This window comes from Bradyrhizobium sp. 187, from assembly GCF_023101005.1.
GTDB classification, from domain to species: Bacteria; Pseudomonadota; Alphaproteobacteria; order Rhizobiales; family Xanthobacteraceae; genus Bradyrhizobium; species Bradyrhizobium canariense_D.
On sequence record NZ_CP064693.1, the window covers coordinates 6,142,455 to 6,157,606 of the forward strand.

At 64.5% G+C, this 15,152-nt stretch carries 12 protein-coding genes; 5 read left to right on the forward strand and 7 right to left on the reverse strand.

Annotated features, from left to right (window positions below):
- Positions 1-24: 24 nt before the first annotated feature.
- Both IVB19_RS29760 and IVB19_RS29765 read left to right on the forward strand, forming a co-directional pair.
- Positions 25-1,218: an efflux RND transporter periplasmic adaptor subunit gene (locus IVB19_RS29760; protein WP_247820463.1), complete on the forward strand. Its 1,194-nt coding sequence runs from the start codon at positions 25-27 to the stop codon at positions 1,216-1,218.
- 24 nt (positions 1,219-1,242) lie between these two features.
- Positions 1,243-4,401: an efflux RND transporter permease subunit gene (locus IVB19_RS29765; RefSeq protein ID WP_247820464.1), complete on the forward strand. Its 3,159-nt coding sequence runs from the start codon at positions 1,243-1,245 to the stop codon at positions 4,399-4,401.
- Here IVB19_RS29765 and IVB19_RS29770 read toward each other — a convergent pair.
- Both IVB19_RS29770 and IVB19_RS29775 read right to left on the reverse strand, forming a co-directional pair.
- Positions 4,398-6,665, reverse strand: a complete 2,268-nt coding sequence (locus IVB19_RS29770; protein WP_018454090.1) for a cation:proton antiporter domain-containing protein — start codon at positions 6,663-6,665, stop codon at positions 4,398-4,400. The two genes, IVB19_RS29765 and IVB19_RS29770, sit on opposite strands and share 4 nt — an antisense overlap.
- Positions 6,666-7,098: 433 nt before the next feature.
- On the reverse strand, positions 7,099-8,271 hold the full coding sequence (locus tag IVB19_RS29775; protein WP_018454089.1) for an MFS transporter: 1,173 nt from the start codon (positions 8,269-8,271) through the stop codon (positions 7,099-7,101).
- Between the two features lie 59 nt (positions 8,272-8,330).
- On the opposite strand from IVB19_RS29775, the gene IVB19_RS29780 reads away from it, so the two are divergent.
- Together IVB19_RS29780 and IVB19_RS29785 are read left to right on the forward strand one after the other, a co-directional pair.
- A complete protein-coding gene (locus IVB19_RS29780) occupies positions 8,331-9,182 on the forward strand; it encodes an AraC family transcriptional regulator (protein ID WP_026232669.1) in 852 nt (283 codons plus the stop codon).
- A 171-nt stretch (positions 9,183-9,353) separates the two neighbouring features.
- Positions 9,354-10,706, forward strand: a complete 1,353-nt coding sequence (locus IVB19_RS29785; RefSeq protein ID WP_085351884.1) for a malonyl-CoA decarboxylase — start codon at positions 9,354-9,356, stop codon at positions 10,704-10,706.
- A 189-nt stretch (positions 10,707-10,895) separates the two neighbouring features.
- Here IVB19_RS29785 and tarD read toward each other — a convergent pair whose 3' ends face one another.
- From tarD to IVB19_RS29810, 5 genes are all read right to left on the reverse strand, one after another.
- Positions 10,896-12,065, reverse strand: coding sequence for a D(-)-tartrate dehydratase (gene tarD / locus IVB19_RS29790; protein ID WP_247820465.1), 1,170 nt, complete (start codon positions 12,063-12,065; stop codon positions 10,896-10,898).
- 144 nt (positions 12,066-12,209) lie between these two features.
- Positions 12,210-12,467, reverse strand: a complete 258-nt coding sequence (locus IVB19_RS29795) for a DUF3297 family protein (protein ID WP_007613756.1) — start codon at positions 12,465-12,467, stop codon at positions 12,210-12,212.
- The gene (locus IVB19_RS29800) at positions 12,464-12,940 is read right to left on the reverse strand and encodes a glutathione peroxidase (RefSeq protein ID WP_018454085.1); all 477 of its coding nucleotides are present in this window, start codon (positions 12,938-12,940) and stop codon (positions 12,464-12,466) included. Before IVB19_RS29800 ends, IVB19_RS29795 begins: the two co-directional genes overlap by 4 nt.
- Before the next feature lie 2 nt (positions 12,941-12,942).
- The gene (locus tag IVB19_RS29805; RefSeq protein WP_026232668.1) at positions 12,943-14,343 is read right to left on the reverse strand and encodes an amidase family protein; all 1,401 of its coding nucleotides are present in this window, start codon (positions 14,341-14,343) and stop codon (positions 12,943-12,945) included.
- 104 nt (positions 14,344-14,447) lie between these two features.
- On the reverse strand, positions 14,448-14,705 hold the full coding sequence (locus tag IVB19_RS29810; protein ID WP_007613759.1) for a DUF6894 family protein: 258 nt from the start codon (positions 14,703-14,705) through the stop codon (positions 14,448-14,450).
- A gap of 250 nt (positions 14,706-14,955) precedes the next feature.
- On the opposite strand from IVB19_RS29810, the gene pqqA reads away from it, so the two are divergent.
- The gene (pqqA, locus tag IVB19_RS29815) at positions 14,956-15,036 is read left to right on the forward strand and encodes a pyrroloquinoline quinone precursor peptide PqqA (RefSeq protein WP_007595659.1); all 81 of its coding nucleotides are present in this window, start codon (positions 14,956-14,958) and stop codon (positions 15,034-15,036) included.
- Positions 15,037-15,152 lie beyond the last annotated feature (116 nt).

Genomic DNA, 15,152 nt, shown 5'->3' on the forward strand with positions numbered 1-15,152 from the left:
CAGACAGCAACCGGGGGCCACCGAATGACCTGCGCGAATCCCGCATCTCCCGCACGGCGCAACGAAGCGTGGAGACATGTCGGGCAGGCACTGGCCGCCGCGATGGCCGTGGCCGCGCTCGCCGGCTGCGAGGACAAGAACAGTTTCGTCGCTCCGCCGCCGCCCAAGGTGGACGTCGCCGCGCCTGTGCAGCGCCCGGTGGCCCGTTATGTCGAGGCCACCGGCAACACCGCGCCGATCAAGAATGTCGATCTCGTCGCGCGCGTGCAGGGATTCCTGCAATCGATCGACTACCAGGACGGCGCCTTCGTCAAGCAGGGCACCCAGCTGTTCACGATCGAGCCCGAGACCTACAAGCTCAAGCTCGACCAGGCGCGGGCGGCCGAGGCCGGCGCGCAGGCCTCAGTCCGGCAGGCGGAAGCCGACTACAAACGGCAGGCTGAGCTGGTGCAGCGCCAGGCCGTCTCGCAGGCCACGCTCGACACCTCGACATCGACGCGCGATAACGCGCAGGCCAATCTCCAGCAGGCCGAGGCCAACACCAAGCTCGCCCAGGTCAACTACGGCTACACCAACGTGACCGCGCCTTTCGACGGCATCGTCAGCGCTCACATGGTCTCGGTCGGCGAACTCGTCGGCGTCTCCTCTCCAACTCAACTCGCGTCCATCGTCGCGATGGACCCGATCTATGTGAATTTCACCGTCAACGAGCAGGACGTGCTGCGCATCCGTGCCGAGGCCGCCCGCCGCGGGCTCACCGCCGCAGACATGAAGCAATTTCCGATTCAAGTCGGTTTGCAGACCGAGGCCGGTTATCCGCATGAGGGCAAGCTTGACTATGTCGCCCCGACCCTCACCCAGTCGACGGGCACGCTCGCAGTGCGGGGCCTTGTCCCCAACGACAAGCGGGTGCTGCTGCCTGGCTATTTCGTCCGCGTTCGCGTGCCCTTCACTCAGGAGAAGGACGCCCTGCTCGTGCCCGACACCGCGCTCGGCAGCGATCAGGGCGGCCGCTATCTCCTCGTCGTCAATGGCGACAACGTTGTCGAGCAGCGCAAGGTGCAGATCGGTCCCGTGGACAACGGCTTGCGCGTGATCGAAAGCGGCTTGAAGCCGGAGGACCGCGTGGTGACCGCGGGACTGCTGCGGGTGATTCCGGGCCAGAAGATCGACCCGCAGGTGACGAAGATCGAGCAGCCGCAGGCGTCTGCCAAGTAAGATCTGCAAGTAGGAGCGCCGGCCATGATCTCAAAATTCTTCATCGAGCGGCCGGTCCTCTCGAACGTCATCGCGCTGCTGATGATCCTGATCGGCGGCGTCGCGCTGTTCAACCTCGCGATCGCGCAATATCCCGACGTGGTGCCGCCGACGGTGCAGGTCACCACACGCTATCCCGGCGCCAGCGCCAAGACCGTGATCGACACAGTTGCCTTGCCGATCGAACAACAGGTCAACGGCGTCGAGGACATGCTCTACATGCAGTCCTACAGCGGCTCCGACGGCACCTATACGCTGACCGTGACCTTCAAGATCGGCACCGACCTGAACTTCGCGCAAGTGCTGGTGCAGAACCGCGTCTCCAGCGCGCTGTCGCAATTGCCCCAGTCGGTGCAGAACCAGGGCGTCACCGTACAGAAGCGGTCGACGTCGATCCTGCTGTTCGTGACGCTGACCTCGCCCGACAAGACGTTCGACAGCCTTTATTTGAGCAACTACGCCACCATCAACCTCCGCGACGAACTCTCGCGCCTGCCCGGCGTCGGCAACGTCATCGTGTTCGGCGCCGGTCAGTATTCGATGCGGGTGTGGCTCGATCCGAACAAGCTGCAGGTCCGGGGCCTGGTGCCGCAGGACGTGATCCAAGCGATCCAGCAGCAGAGCCAGCAGGTCTCCGCCGGCCAGGTCGGCGCACCGCCGACGCCGCCGGGTCAGGCGTTCCAGTACACCCTCAACGTCAACGGCAGGCTCGACGATACCACCGAGTTCGAGAACATCATTGTCAAATCAGGCACCAGCGGCGACGTCACGCGGGTGCGCGACGTCGGCTGGGTCGAATTGGGCGCGCAGACCTACAGCCAGATCTTCTCGCTCAACAAGCAGCCTGCCACCGGCATCGGCGTGTTCCAGTCACCCGGCGCCAACGCACTCCAGGTCGAGCAGGCCGTCGAGAAGAAGATGGCGCAGCTCGCAAAGGCCTTCCCGCAGGGCATGAAGTATGACACGCCGTTCGACACCACCAAATTCGTGCAGGCCTCGGTGCACGAGGTCTACATGACGCTGATCGAGGCCGGCCTGCTGGTGCTGGTCGTGATCCTGGTGTTCCTGCAGGACTGGCGCGCGATGCTGGTGCCGGCGACCACTGTGCCGGTGACCATCATCGGCGCCTTCGCCGCCATGGCCGCGCTCGGCTTCACCATCAACATGTCGACGCTGTTCGCGATCGTGCTAGCGATCGGCATCGTCGTCGACGATGCCATCGTCGTGGTGGAAGGCGCGGCCCACAACATCGAGCAGGGCATGAACGGCCATGACGCCGCGATCAAGGCGATGGACCAGCTGTTCGCGCCGATCGTCGGCATCACGCTGGTGTTGATCTCGGTGTTTTTGCCAGCGTCGTTCCTCGCCGGGCTCACCGGCCGCATCTATTCGCAATTTGCGCTGGTGATCGCGGCGACCGCGCTTCTGTCCGCCATCAACGCGGCGACGCTGAAGCCGACGCAATGCGCTCTCTGGCTGCGGCCGACGGTGCCGCCGGAGCAGCGCAACTTCTTCTATCGCGGCTTCAACGCGGTCTACAACCGCGTCGAGCGCGGCTACATCCGACTGATCGGCGTGCTGTGCAGGAACAGCACGATCTCTGTCGCGCTCGCGCTGGTGCTGATCGGGATCGGCGGCTACGGCCTGTCCCGGGTGCCGACCGGCTTCCTGCCGATCGAGGACCAGGGCTATCTGATCGCTGCCGTGCAACTGCCTGACGGTGCCGCGCTGGAACGGACCCAGAAGGTGCTCGACAGAGCGAGCGAGCTGATCAAGGACACGCCCGGAGTCCAGCAAGTCATCACCATCGCCGGCATCTCCGCGCTGGACAACAGCGCCAGCCTTGCCAATGCCGGCGTCGCCTACATCATCCTGAAGGACTGGGACGCGCGCAAAGGCCCGGGCGAGGATTTGCGTTCGCTGGTGTACGGGCTGAACGACAAGCTCGCGGCCATCATGGAAGCGCGCACGCTTGTGCTGCCGCCGCCGCCGATCCAGGGCATCGGCAACGCCGCCGGCTTCTCGATGCAGGTCGAACTGCGTGACGGCAACAGCGATTTTGCCAAGCTCCAGGCCATCACGGGCGCGATGGTCTCCAACGGCCAGAGCCAGAGCGCCCTGCAGCGCGTCCAGTCCTCGTTCCGCTCCTCGGTTCCGCAATTTAACGTCGAGATCGACCGCATCAAGACCCAGACGCTGCACGTGACGACGGACCAGGTGTTCGCGGCGCTGTCGACCTATCTCGGCTCGTCTTATGTCAACCAGTTCAACAAGTTCGGCCGCGTGTTCCAGGTCTACACGCAAGCCGATCCCGCCTTCCGCGTCACCGAGCGCGACATCGCCAACATGATGGTGCGCAACTCGAACGGCGACATGATCCCGATCGGCACGGTTGCCACGATCACGCCGGCCACCGGCCCGTCGCTGATCAGCCTCTACAATCTCTATCCATCGTCGACCGTGATCGGCCTGCCGGCGCAGGGCTACTCCTCTGGCCAGTCGCTGAAGCTGATGGAGGAGATCGCGGACAAGACGCTGCCGCCGGGCACCGGCTTCGAATGGACCGCGATGTCCTATCAGGAGAAGGCCGTCTCCAACCAGATCTACTGGGTGTTCGGGCTCGCCATGCTGCTGGTCTATCTCGTGCTCGCCGGCCAGTACGAGAGCTGGTACGCGCCGATCTCGGTAATCCTGGCGGTGCCGCTGTCGTTGCTCGGCCCCATGCTGATCCTCAACGCACTGAAGATCGACAACAACCTCTATTGCCAGATCGGCCTGATCCTGCTGATCGCGCTGTCGGCCAAGAACGCCATCCTGATCGTCGAGGTCGGGCTCGAGCTGCACGGCCGCGATGGCAAGCCGGTGCTGGAATCCGCGGTCGAAGCTGCGCGCGCCCGCTTCCGCCCGATCCTGATGACGTCGTTCGCCTTCATCCTCGGCGTGGTGCCGCTGGTGATCGCGACCGGCGCCGGTGCCAGCGCGCGCAAGTCGATCGGCATCACGGTGTTCTCGGGCATGCTGGCCTCGACCTGCCTCGCGGTGCTGTTCGTGCCGGCGTTCTTCGTGGTGGTGCAGCGCTTCGAGAACTGGCGTGCGTCGAAGAAAACGCCGAAGGCGGTGGCAGTGGCCGAAGTGAAATCCTAGGCTTTCTCCGTGGACGTCGGCCGCGCCTCCCCGCTCGAGACCAGGAGCACCGACACCTTCGCTTGCCTGAGCACGGCGTCGGCGACGCCGCCGAAGGAGAGATGATCGGCCTGGATGCGATCGACCCCCATCACCACGAGATCGACGGCGGTGGTCTCGATCTCGCGCAGGATCGCCGCTTCAGGCGCCCGGTTCGCGCGCAAGGTCGTGGTGATGTCGACCTCGTAACGGGCGGCGAGATCGCTGGCGTCCTTCAGGATGCCGGCCTCCTGGTTCAGACCACGCGAGGCGCCGCGCTGCGCGCCCTTGTCGCGCGTCGTCGCGACATAGATCACCCGGAGCGAGCCTGATCCCGCCTGCGCCAGCGCGACCGCGACCTCGGCGCCGCGCTTGGAGACGCCGCTGCCGGAGACCGGAACGAGGATGTTGAGCGCCTCGGGCGTCGGCTGCTTCAGGTGCTTGCCCTTGGCCGCCACGACCGCGAGCGGTCCCTCGAACTTCGCTGCGATGTCCTCGATCCTCCGATCGAAGCGATCCTTGGCGGCAGCAACCTTGTCGACGCCGATGACCAGAAGATCGAAGCCCTTGCGCGCTTCGTCGGCGATGGACTCGCCGAGCTCCGCACGCCTTGCCCGGGTGACGACGTCGACGCTGCCGACATCGCCATCGCCATGGGCCGATACGATCTCGGCGGCCTTCTTCACCACGGTTTCCGCGCTTTCCTCTTCATCGCGGCCCTTCTCCTGATCCTTGGCGCGCTTGCCGATGTGCAGCACGGTGATTGGCAAGCCGCGCATGCCGGCGATCAGGCCGGCGATGTGGGCAGCGAAGGTGGCGTTCACGCTCTCGTCCACGGCGAGCAAGGGGCGTTCGAGATTGGCGACGAAGCCGCGCTTCTCGAATTCTTCCCGCTCCAGGCGCTCTTGCTCGTCCTTGTTCATCGGCAGCTTTGCCAGCGCGGCGCGCAGCATCGGCGGCATCGCCATCGTGGTCACGATCGCCATGGTCACAATCATCGTGAACAGGTTCTGGCTGAGCACGCCGATCGAAAGACCGATGGTGGCGATGATCACCTCGGTCGAGCCGCGCGCGTTCATCCCGCTTGCGAGGGCCAGCGACTCCCTTGTGTTCAGCCCGCCCACGGTTCCGCCGACGAAGGCGCCGCCGAACTTGCCGACGCTGGCGATCACGACCAGCAGGCCGGTGAGCATCAGCAGATGGGGATCGCGCAGCACCGTGAGGTCGGCGCTCAGGCCGGCCAAACCGAAGAACACCGGCATGAAGAAGCTCGAGATCAGCCCGCGCAGCCGCTCGTCGATCTGCCGCGTCAGGATCGGGGACTCCCCGACCAGAATGCCGGCGACGAAGGCACCGAGCACGGTGTGGACGCCGATCAGATGCGTGACCAGCGCCATCGCGCACATCAGCAGCAGGATCACCGTGATGACCGGGGCGGTGCTGACGAGATTGTCGTTGGCCCATCGAATGAGCTGGAACACGATGCGGCGGCCGATGGTGAAGCTAATCGCGAGGAAGGCCAGCGTGCCCAGCACAGCTTTCGCCACCGAGGCGATATCCAGCGCGCCGTGCGAAGCGAGGCTGAAGATGACGGCGATGATGATCCAGCCGATGGTGTCGTCGATGACGGCGGTGGCGACGATGATCTGGCCGACATTGCGGCGCATGAAGTTCATCTCGCGCACAACCACCGCGACGATCTTCACCGAGGAGATTGACAGCGCCGTGCCCATGAACAGCGACGCAACCAGGCGGGCTTGCGGATTCGGCAACAGCGCATCTGGCAGGAATTCGCCGAGCGCAAAACCGCAGGCAAAGGGCACGAGGATGCCGGCAATCGAGATCGCGATCGCGGCCTTGCCGACCTTCCTGACCAGCTTGAGGTCGGTCTCCATGCCGGTCAGCAGCAACAGCAGCAGGATGCCGAACTGCGCGATGCCGTCGATCATCGCTTTCTGCTCGGGCGTTTTGGGGAAGATTGCCTGCTGTGCGTCAGGCCAGACCCAACCGAACAGCGAGGGACCGAGCAGGATGCCGGCGAGCAATTCGCCGATCACCGAGGGCTGGCCGAGGCGCTGCATGATCTCGCCGAGACCGCGGCCGACCGCGATCAACAGCACGATCTGGGCCACCAGCAGGAATTCCGAGGGACCGGCCGATTTGCCGCCCTCGGCGCTGGCCGCAACGGTGGTGAGGACAAGCGCCGCGGGGACAAGGCCGACCGGTCGGAGCAGGCTCCACTGCATGCAGGAATTTTACCCCTTCATCTGCCCCGGCGAGGTGCCGGGATGACGGGGATAGAACCCGCGGCAGGCAACGGGAGTTCCTTGACTTCGCGGCGGGTAAGGGGCCTCAACAAAAAAAACGCGAAAACAACCCCATGCACAGTAGAGATGAGGTTGAAAAGACTGGAGAAAATTTCGTCTTTGCCGAAATCTAATTTCGCTTTGCCGAAAATGCTTGCCCCGTCGGGCAAAACACTGGCATGATGGCATCATCGGCAGACTACGCGAGCCGCCGCCACTCCCACGTCATTGCGGGCGCGGCGACTTGACAGCCGAACCTTTAGCGAAGGCGGAAGCAATCCAGAATCCGTCCGCCGAAAGATTCTGGATTGCTTCGTCGCTACGCTCCTCGCAATGACGGGATTGAAACGGGCGCGCGCCTCACGCCGATCCCTCACACCGCCTGCGGTGTCCTGATCTCGCGCGGGAGAATGATCGCGGCTGCGATCGCGAGCAGGCAGAGTGCGGCGAAGGCATGCAGCATGGTGACGAAGCCGCCCTGCTCGTAGAGCCAGGCGACCAGGCCGACCGAGGCGCCGGCCGCGGTGAAGCCGATGAAATAGCGCACGGCATAGGCGCGCGAGCGCCATTCCTCGCTGGTGTATTTGCCGACCATGGCGTCGTTGACCGTGACCTGTCCGAACGCGCCCATGACGATGCCGATCGAGACCAGGATCAGCGGCAGATTGGACAGGCTCGCGGCGAGATACAGGAACGGCGCCAGCATGAAGGACAGCGGCAGCGCCACTGTCTTCAGCGAATAGCGGTCGAGCAGCCGGCCGATCGTATACTGCGTCATCGCGCCGAACACGTAGACGCAGGCCGCGATGACGCCGAGCAGCGCCGGGCTTTTGGTGAGATCGGCAAGCCGCTCCGCGAACAGCTTTGGCAGCGCCACGGTGACGGCGTTGAACGTCGTGGAGATCGCGATCACCACGATCAGCAGCGACAGGATCACGCGCCACATGTCCTGCTTGGCGACCCGCGCCTGCGCTGCCGCCTGCTTCGAGCCCTTGCGGTCCTCGTGAACGACCATCGTCGCGAACGCGATGCCGATCAGGATGGTGACGATGCCGGGGACGATGAAGGCGAAGCGCCAGCCGAGATACTGGCCGATCACGCCGGTGACCAGCGCCGACGAAGCGACGCCGAGATTGCCCCAGACGCCGTTGATGCCCATCTCGCGGCCGAGCCTGTCAGCGTAGGAGACGATCATGGCAGTGCCGACGGGATGATAGATCGAGGCAAAAATGCCGATCGCGAACAGCGCCGCGCCGAGTTGGGCCGGGGTCTGCACGAAGCCAACCGAGATCATGGAGGCGCCGATGCCGACGAAGAAGATCAGCATCATGTGGCGACGGCTCCAGCGGTCGCCGAGCCAGCCGGTGAGCAGCGAGCCCGCGCCGAAGGCGACGAAGCCCGGCGTCGCGTAAGGCAGGAGTTCCGAATAGGCCATGCCGAGCGCCGGTCCCATGATGATCACCGCGGCGGCGAAAATCAGCATCGCGTAATGGTCGATGAAATGGCCCGCGTTGACGAAACTGATCACCCGGCTGGGGCTGTTCATGGGAATCCTCTCCTGCTCCGAAATGAGTTATATGTCTTGGGCATGACGGGATGCTGCCAATGACTGTCGTCGAGACGCCAATCCTCCGGGCGGTCCGGAGCAATCATCGCTCGCCCGCGGGCGTGCATCTGGTCGCACGCGACTATCCCAAGGGCATGCGGATCGATCCGCATATGCACCGCGAGGCACAGCTGATCTATGCCGCCAGGGGCACCATGCAGGTGACGACGCCCGGAGGGCGCTGGCTGGTGCCGCCGGACCGCGCGGTCTGGGTCCCCGCCGGGCTCCAGCACGCCATCGATCTGCTCGCCGACATCGAGATGCGGACGCTGTATTTCGACTTGGCCTGGCTGAAGCGCGCGCAGCGCCATGAGGGACTGACCAAGGAATTCGTGGTGCGGGTGTCGCCGCTGCTGAACCAGGCGATCCTCGCGCTGTTCGACGCGCAAAATACCGAGGAGCGGACCGATCTGCTGGTTCGGCTAGTGATGCTGGAACTGGTCCGGGCCGAGGATTCCGCGACCTTCGTGCCGCTGCCACACGAGCCGCGCTGCCGGCGCGCGGCCATGATCGTGCTCGACGATCCCACCGGCCTGCACGACATCGACGCGCTGGCGCGCGAGGTCGGAACCTCCGCGCGCACACTGTCGCGGCTGTTTTCGACAGAGACGCAGCTGAGCTTCAAGAGCTGGTGCCAGCGTGCGAGGATTGCGGCGGCGATCCAGCGGCTGTCCACCGATGCCAATGTGTCCGTGAAGCAGCTCGCGACCCAGCTCGGCTATGCCAGCGTACCGGCGTTTTCGGCCGCGTTCCGTCAGGTGACGGGACGGACGCCGACGGAGTTTGCCACACACTCGGTGTCATCGCCCGGCTTGACCGGGCGATCCAGTACTCCGAGACGGCGCGGCTAGAAGCGAAAAGCTGCGGCGTACTGGATGCCCCGGTCAAGCCGGGGCATGACAACTCACTTGGGGCGCATAGCCCCGCTAAACTTGCCAAAATCCCCCGCTTGATTGTGATCGGATTCCGCCCAAATCCCGTGTAAGATTCCCGCACCGCACAAACCCGACACGAAAGCCCCGATGGCCAACGCCTTCTTCTCCGACTTACTTACTACCATCTCCGAGCGCGGCCGCACGCTGCTTCGCCGCGGGGATTCTGCCGACACCAAGCCGGACGCCGATGGGCTGATCGAGCTCTGTGGCGCGCTGCTGTCGGGCCGGGGTGAAGCTTCCGGCACCGCCATGGCGCGTGAGGTGCTCGACATCTACCAGGACCTGGATGCGGCGGGACGTCGCGCCTTTTTCGAAGCCCTGGTGCGCGATTTCGGCCCGGATCGGGAACGCCTGTCCAAGGCGATCGAGACATGGCGCGCCAAGCCGGCCGACGAGGATGCCAGCGCCCTGCACTTCGCCTCCGAGCCGCGCCGGCAGGAGCTGATCCGCCGCCTCAACCGCGCACCCGGCGGCACCGGCGATCTCGTCAAGATGCGCGCCGACCTGCTCGACATGATGAACAGGCACGCCGATCTCGCCGCACTCGATCGCGACGTTTCGCATCTTCTCTCGTCATGGTTCAACAGGGGGTTTCTCGTGCTGCGCAGGATCGACTGGTCGACCCCGGCCAACATCCTCGAAAAGATCATCCGTTATGAGGCCGTGCACGAGATCAGCGACTGGGACGATCTGCGCCGCCGCATCGATCCGGTCGACCGCCGCTGCTACGCCTTCTTCCATCCCGCGATGGTGGACGAGCCCCTGATCTTCGTCGAGGTCGCGTTGACCGAGACGATCCCCGGCGCGATCGCGCCGCTGCTCGCGGTCGATCGCCCATCCGTCCCGATCGAGCGCGCCCGTACCGCCGTGTTCTACTCGATCTCCAACACCCAGCGCGGTCTGGGCGGCATCTCCTTCGGCAGCTTCCTGATCAAGCAGGTGGTGGAGGAGCTGCGCCGCGAATTGCCCAAGCTCGACAATTTCGTGACGCTGTCGCCGGTGCCGGGCTTCATGCCATGGGTGAAGCAGGACAAGGATTTGCCGCTGTCGGACGAGGACCGCGAGATCCTGAAGCGCCTCGACGATCCCAAATGGTTCGAGAACCCCGAGACAACGACACTGCTACGTGGCGTGATCGAACCGCTCGCGGCGCACTATTTCCTGAAGGCGCGCACACCCAAAGGCAAGCTGATCGACTCCGTCGCGCGCTTCCATCTCGGCAACGGCGCCCGCCTCGAGCGCATCAATTGGTTAGGCGATCTCTCGCCGAAGGGCGTGCGCGAGTCCGCCGGCGTGATGGTCAACTACCTCTACCGCCTCGACGACATCGAGAAGAACCACGAAGCCTACGCCAATGACGGCGAAGTCGTGGCCTCGAGCGCGGTGAAGAAGCTCTTGAAGGGCGAAGGGCGGCGGCTGTTGGATATGCGACTGTCGTAAGGGACGACCTCGGCTGATTGCGTTGGTTCGTCCACAATCTCGGTGTCATCGCCCGGCTTGACCGGGCGATCCAGTATTCCAGAGGCCTCCGTTGAAGCGCTCGCTCTCGCCACATTCGCGACGGCGTACTGGATGCCCCGGTCAAGCCGGGGCATGACAGCGGAAAGCATGGCGTGGCCGTCGCGCCCCCTACTCCGCCAGCGCCTTCATCTCCTTGTAGAGATCCGACTTGCCTTCGAAGCCGATGCCTGACAGCTCCGGCATGGTGATGTGGCCGTTCTCGACGCGGACGCCGTCGGGGAAGCCACCATAGGGCTGGAACAGGTCGGGGTAGCTCTCGTTGCCGCCAAGGCCTAAGCCGGCTGCGATGTTGAGCGACATCTGGTGGCCGCCGTGGGGGATGCAGCGGCTCAGCGACCAGCCATGAGTTTTCAGCACCTCCATCGTGCGCTGGTATTCGCACAGGCCGTAGGACAGCGCGCAATCGAATTGCAGCCAGTCGCGGTCGGGGCGCATGCCGCCGTAGCGAATCAAATTGCGGGCATCCTGGTGGCTGAACAGGTTTTCGCCTGTTGCCATCGGGCCCGGATAGAATTCGGCGAGGGCTGCCTGCAGCGCGTAGTCGAGGGGGTCGCCAACTTCCTCGTACCAGAACAAGGGATAATCCCGCAGCATCTTGGCATAGGCGATGCCGGTCTCGAGATCGAAGCGGCCGTTGGCGTCGACGCCGAGCTGCGCGTCCTTGCCGATTTCCTTCAGCACCGCTTCGATGCGGGTGCGGTCGTCCTCGATATCAGCGCCGCCGATCTTCATCTTCACGACGTTGTAGCCGCGATCGAGATAGCCTCGCATCTCGCCGCGCAGCATCGAGAGGTCCTTGCCGGGATAGTAGTAGCCGCCGGCAGCGTAGACGAACACGCGCGGATTGGCTTTGACGCCGTGACGCTCAGCCAGCAGGCGAAACAGCGGCTGGCCCGCAATCTTCGCGACCGCATCCCACACCGCCATGTCGATGGTGCCGACCGCGACCGAGCGCTCGCCGTGACCGCCCGGCTTCTCGTTGGTCATCATCGCGGCCCAGACCTTGTCGGGGTCGAGATTGTCGCCGGCCGCGTTCAGCAGCGATTTCGGATCGGCCTCCAGGATGCGCGAGGCAAAACGCTCGCGGATCAGGCCGCCCTGCCCGTAGCGGCCGTTGGAGTTGAAGCCGTAGCCGACGACGCGCTTGCCGTCGCGAACGACGTCGGTGACGACGGCCACCAGGCTCGTCGTCATCTTGGTGAAATCGATATAGGCGTTGCGGATCGGCGAAGAGATCGGCTTCGTGATCTCGCGGACGTCGACGATGCGGACGGACATGGGGTTTGGCTTTCTGCGGGCTCCCTCCTCTCGTCATGGCCGGGCTTGTCCCGGCCATCCACGTCTTAGCCGCTCGAAGAACGTGGATGCCCGGGACAAGCCCGGGCATGACGGCGTGCCCCAAGCACGCTTCGCATTCCAAAACTACTTCTTATCCCTGAAATACGGCTCGACCGGGCCGTGCACCTTGATGGTCAGCGGGTTGCCGTGGCGGTCCTTGGCGTTGCCTGCGGTGACGCGGACCCAGCCTTCGCTGATGCAGTATTCCTCGACATTGGTCTTCTCGACACCCTTGAAGCGGATGCCGACGTCGCGCGCCAGAATGTCCGCATTGTAAAAGGGGCTGTTCGGATCGACCGAGAGGCGGTCCGGAAATTCGTCGCTCATGATTGTCTCGCTCATAACAGGGTCTCGATTTGCTGCCGCAATCCTTCGGGCCGCGCGGTCGGCGCATAGCGCGAAACCACCTTGCCGGCGCGGTCCACCAGGAATTTCGTGAAATTCCATTTGATGGAGGCGCCCAGCAGGCCGGATTGCTGGCGTTTCAGGTACTCATACAACGGATGGGCATTGCTGCCGTTGACGTCGATCTTCTCGAACAGGGGAAAGGTGACGTCGTAATTGGTCGAGCAGAACGCCTGGATCTCGCTCGCCTGCCCTGGCTCCTGCGCACCGAACTGGTTGCAGGGAAAGCCGAGCACCGAGAAGCCGCGCGGGGACAGGTCGCGATGCAGATCCTCCAGCCCGCGATATTGCGGCGTGAAGCCGCATTTGCTCGCGGTGTTGACGATCAGCAGCACCTGCCCCTCGAAGCTGCGCATCGGCACTTCTTCGCCGAGAAGCGAGTTGGCCTTGAAGTCGTAGATCGCGGACATCGCTAACCTACGGGATCGATCGGCGACGGCGGCACGCCGCCCGCCTCGATCGCCTCGCCTGCGAGCAGGCAGAGATCCTCGCGATAGCGGCCCGACACGATGTGCACGCCGACCGGCGCCTTGCCGACGAGGCCCGTGGAGACCACGAGGCCCGGCAGGCCCATGAAGGGAATGGCGATCTGCGGCAACTGCGCTTCCCAGACGCGTTTGAAGGAAGAGTCGTCCTTGCGGTCGAGATGATCGGGGAACGGCAGTTCGCCGGAGACCGGCGTCAGCAGCACGGCATAGGTCTCGAAGAACAGCATCCAGTCGCGGGTCAGCCTGGCGCGGCGGGTCAATGCCTTGGCGTAATTGGCCTGGTCCATCGGCGTGACCCTGGCACGGTTGCCACGCAGGCACGCCAGCGCGCCGGGATCGCCTTCACGCTCGGCCATCTCGAGCTGCGCCTCATAGCCGTCGCCGAGCCAGAGCTTGATCTGCCACTCGACCGCTTCGCGCATCGGCGGGGTGTTCTCGATTGTCTCGACGGTCCAGCCGGCCCGTTCGAGCCGCTTGCCGGCGTCGATGACGGCGGCCTTCACCTCGGGCGCGGTGGCCAGGCCGTCCGGGTCGAGACAGAGCGCGGCGCGCTTCGGCCGCGCGGGGCCTTCCAGCGGCACCGGCACAAACCAGGGATCGCGGATGTCGCGGGCCGACATGGCCGCGAGCGAAATCCTGATGTCGTTGACGGTGCGCGCCAGCGGCCCCGACACCGCCATGATCTGCGGCCCGATCGGGCGCTCCGGCAGGGCCGGATTGAAGGCCGGGATGCGGCCCAAGGTCGGGCGCAAGCCATGCACGCCGCAGGCATAGGCGGGATAGCGGATCGAGCCGGCAATGTCGGTGCCATGGGCGATATGGCCGATGCCGGCCGCGACCGCCGAGCCCGCGCCGCCGGACGAGCCGCCCGGCGTCAGCGAGGCGTCGCGGGGGTTCTTGGTGTCGCCGTGGACCAGGTTGGTGGTGAACCAGCGATAGGAGAAGGCCGGGCAATTGGTGCGCCCAAGCAGAACGGCGCCGGCTTTGCGGAAATTGGCGACCACCGGATTGTCCTCGCGCGCGATCAGGTCGCGCTGGAGCTTGAGGCCGTTGGTGGTGGCAAAGCCCTCCTGGTCGACATTGGCCTTGATGGTCACGGGCACTCCGGCCAGCATGCCGGGGTCCTCGCCCCTGGCGATGGCGGCATCGACGGCGTCGGCCTGCTTGAGCACGTCCTCGGGCCGGTGGTCGATCACGGCGTTGAGGCTCGGATTGACGGCGTCGAGCCGGGCGAGGCCGGCCTGCGCGGCCTCCCTGGCGGAGACCTTTTTGGTTTTGACGAGATTGGCGAGGTCGGCCGCCGACAGGCGCCAGAGATCTTGCATGACTTGCTCCGTGTAACCGGCGTCTTTTAGCCCCGGGAACGCGGCAAAGCCATGCGGATTTCGCAGGGATTCCTCCGCCATTGCGACGGTGGCGAGAGCAAGCCTTAATGCCGGGTGGCGGACTGGTCCGGAATGTCCAGGAGTGCCTCGGTGAAGGGGAATTCGAGCACGATCTCGCCTTCGCGGTCGGTGACCTCGATGACGGCCTCAAGCAGGGCCGGCTGGGTGCCTTCCGATCTCAGCACCTCCAGAATCATCTGGCGGGCAACCTCCCAGGCGCGATCGGGATTGCGCAAATCCTCTCCCTCAGGATCCACGATCAGTTCGTCGCCGATACGGGTGTTGAAGAAATATCTGGGCATCACGAAGTTCCAGTTGGGTCGCCTGTACCGGATTGAAAGCTGCACTGCACTCACAACCGCTTTATCAGGACAGGGTTCGCGACCGAATGCGCCGGGCGCAAGGCAGCATCACCAGCAAGTATCGTTCCGGCAGCATTTTTCGCGCCGCAACATGGCTTTCTCGGGAAAATTTCACTGGCGAACTTTTCCACCCGCACTAACTTAAGGGTTGGGCGGATACGTCCGAATTCTCGAAAATGGAGAGCCGAAAATGGCCTGGAAAGCCCCGAAGATCGTCGAAGTGCCCTGTGGCATGGAAATCAACATGTATGTGAGCGCCACCCGCAAGTAAGCGGTTGGTGAGTTCGCGTTCTGCGCAGGTGGATCTTTCGGTCACGATGCATGTCCGGAAGACAGGATTTGTGTTTGCGTGAGGTCCACCTCGCGACATTGCCTCCAGGAGACGGA

Coding starts and splice junctions, on each gene's coding strand:
- IVB19_RS29805 (WP_026232668.1), bottom strand. CDS start 14,343: ATGCAAGATCTCTGGCGCCTGTCGGCGGCCGACCTCGCCAATCTCGTC.
- IVB19_RS29795 (WP_007613756.1), bottom strand. CDS start 12,467: ATGAGCGAGACAATCATGAGCGACGAATTTCCGGACCGCCTCTCGGTC.
- pqqA (WP_007595659.1), top strand. CDS start 14,956: ATGGCCTGGAAAGCCCCGAAGATCGTCGAAGTGCCCTGTGGCATGGAA.
- IVB19_RS29785 (WP_085351884.1), top strand. CDS start 9,354: ATGGCCAACGCCTTCTTCTCCGACTTACTTACTACCATCTCCGAGCGC.
- IVB19_RS29765 (WP_247820464.1), top strand. CDS start 1,243: ATGATCTCAAAATTCTTCATCGAGCGGCCGGTCCTCTCGAACGTCATC.
- IVB19_RS29775 (WP_018454089.1), bottom strand. CDS start 8,271: ATGAACAGCCCCAGCCGGGTGATCAGTTTCGTCAACGCGGGCCATTTC.
- tarD (WP_247820465.1), bottom strand. CDS start 12,065: ATGTCCGTCCGCATCGTCGACGTCCGCGAGATCACGAAGCCGATCTCT.
- IVB19_RS29770 (WP_018454090.1), bottom strand. CDS start 6,665: ATGCAGTGGAGCCTGCTCCGACCGGTCGGCCTTGTCCCCGCGGCGCTT.
- IVB19_RS29800 (WP_018454085.1), bottom strand. CDS start 12,940: ATGTCCGCGATCTACGACTTCAAGGCCAACTCGCTTCTCGGCGAAGAA.
- IVB19_RS29780 (WP_026232669.1), top strand. CDS start 8,331: ATGACTGTCGTCGAGACGCCAATCCTCCGGGCGGTCCGGAGCAATCAT.
- IVB19_RS29810 (WP_007613759.1), bottom strand. CDS start 14,705: ATGCCCAGATATTTCTTCAACACCCGTATCGGCGACGAACTGATCGTG.
- IVB19_RS29760 (WP_247820463.1), top strand. CDS start 25: ATGACCTGCGCGAATCCCGCATCTCCCGCACGGCGCAACGAAGCGTGG.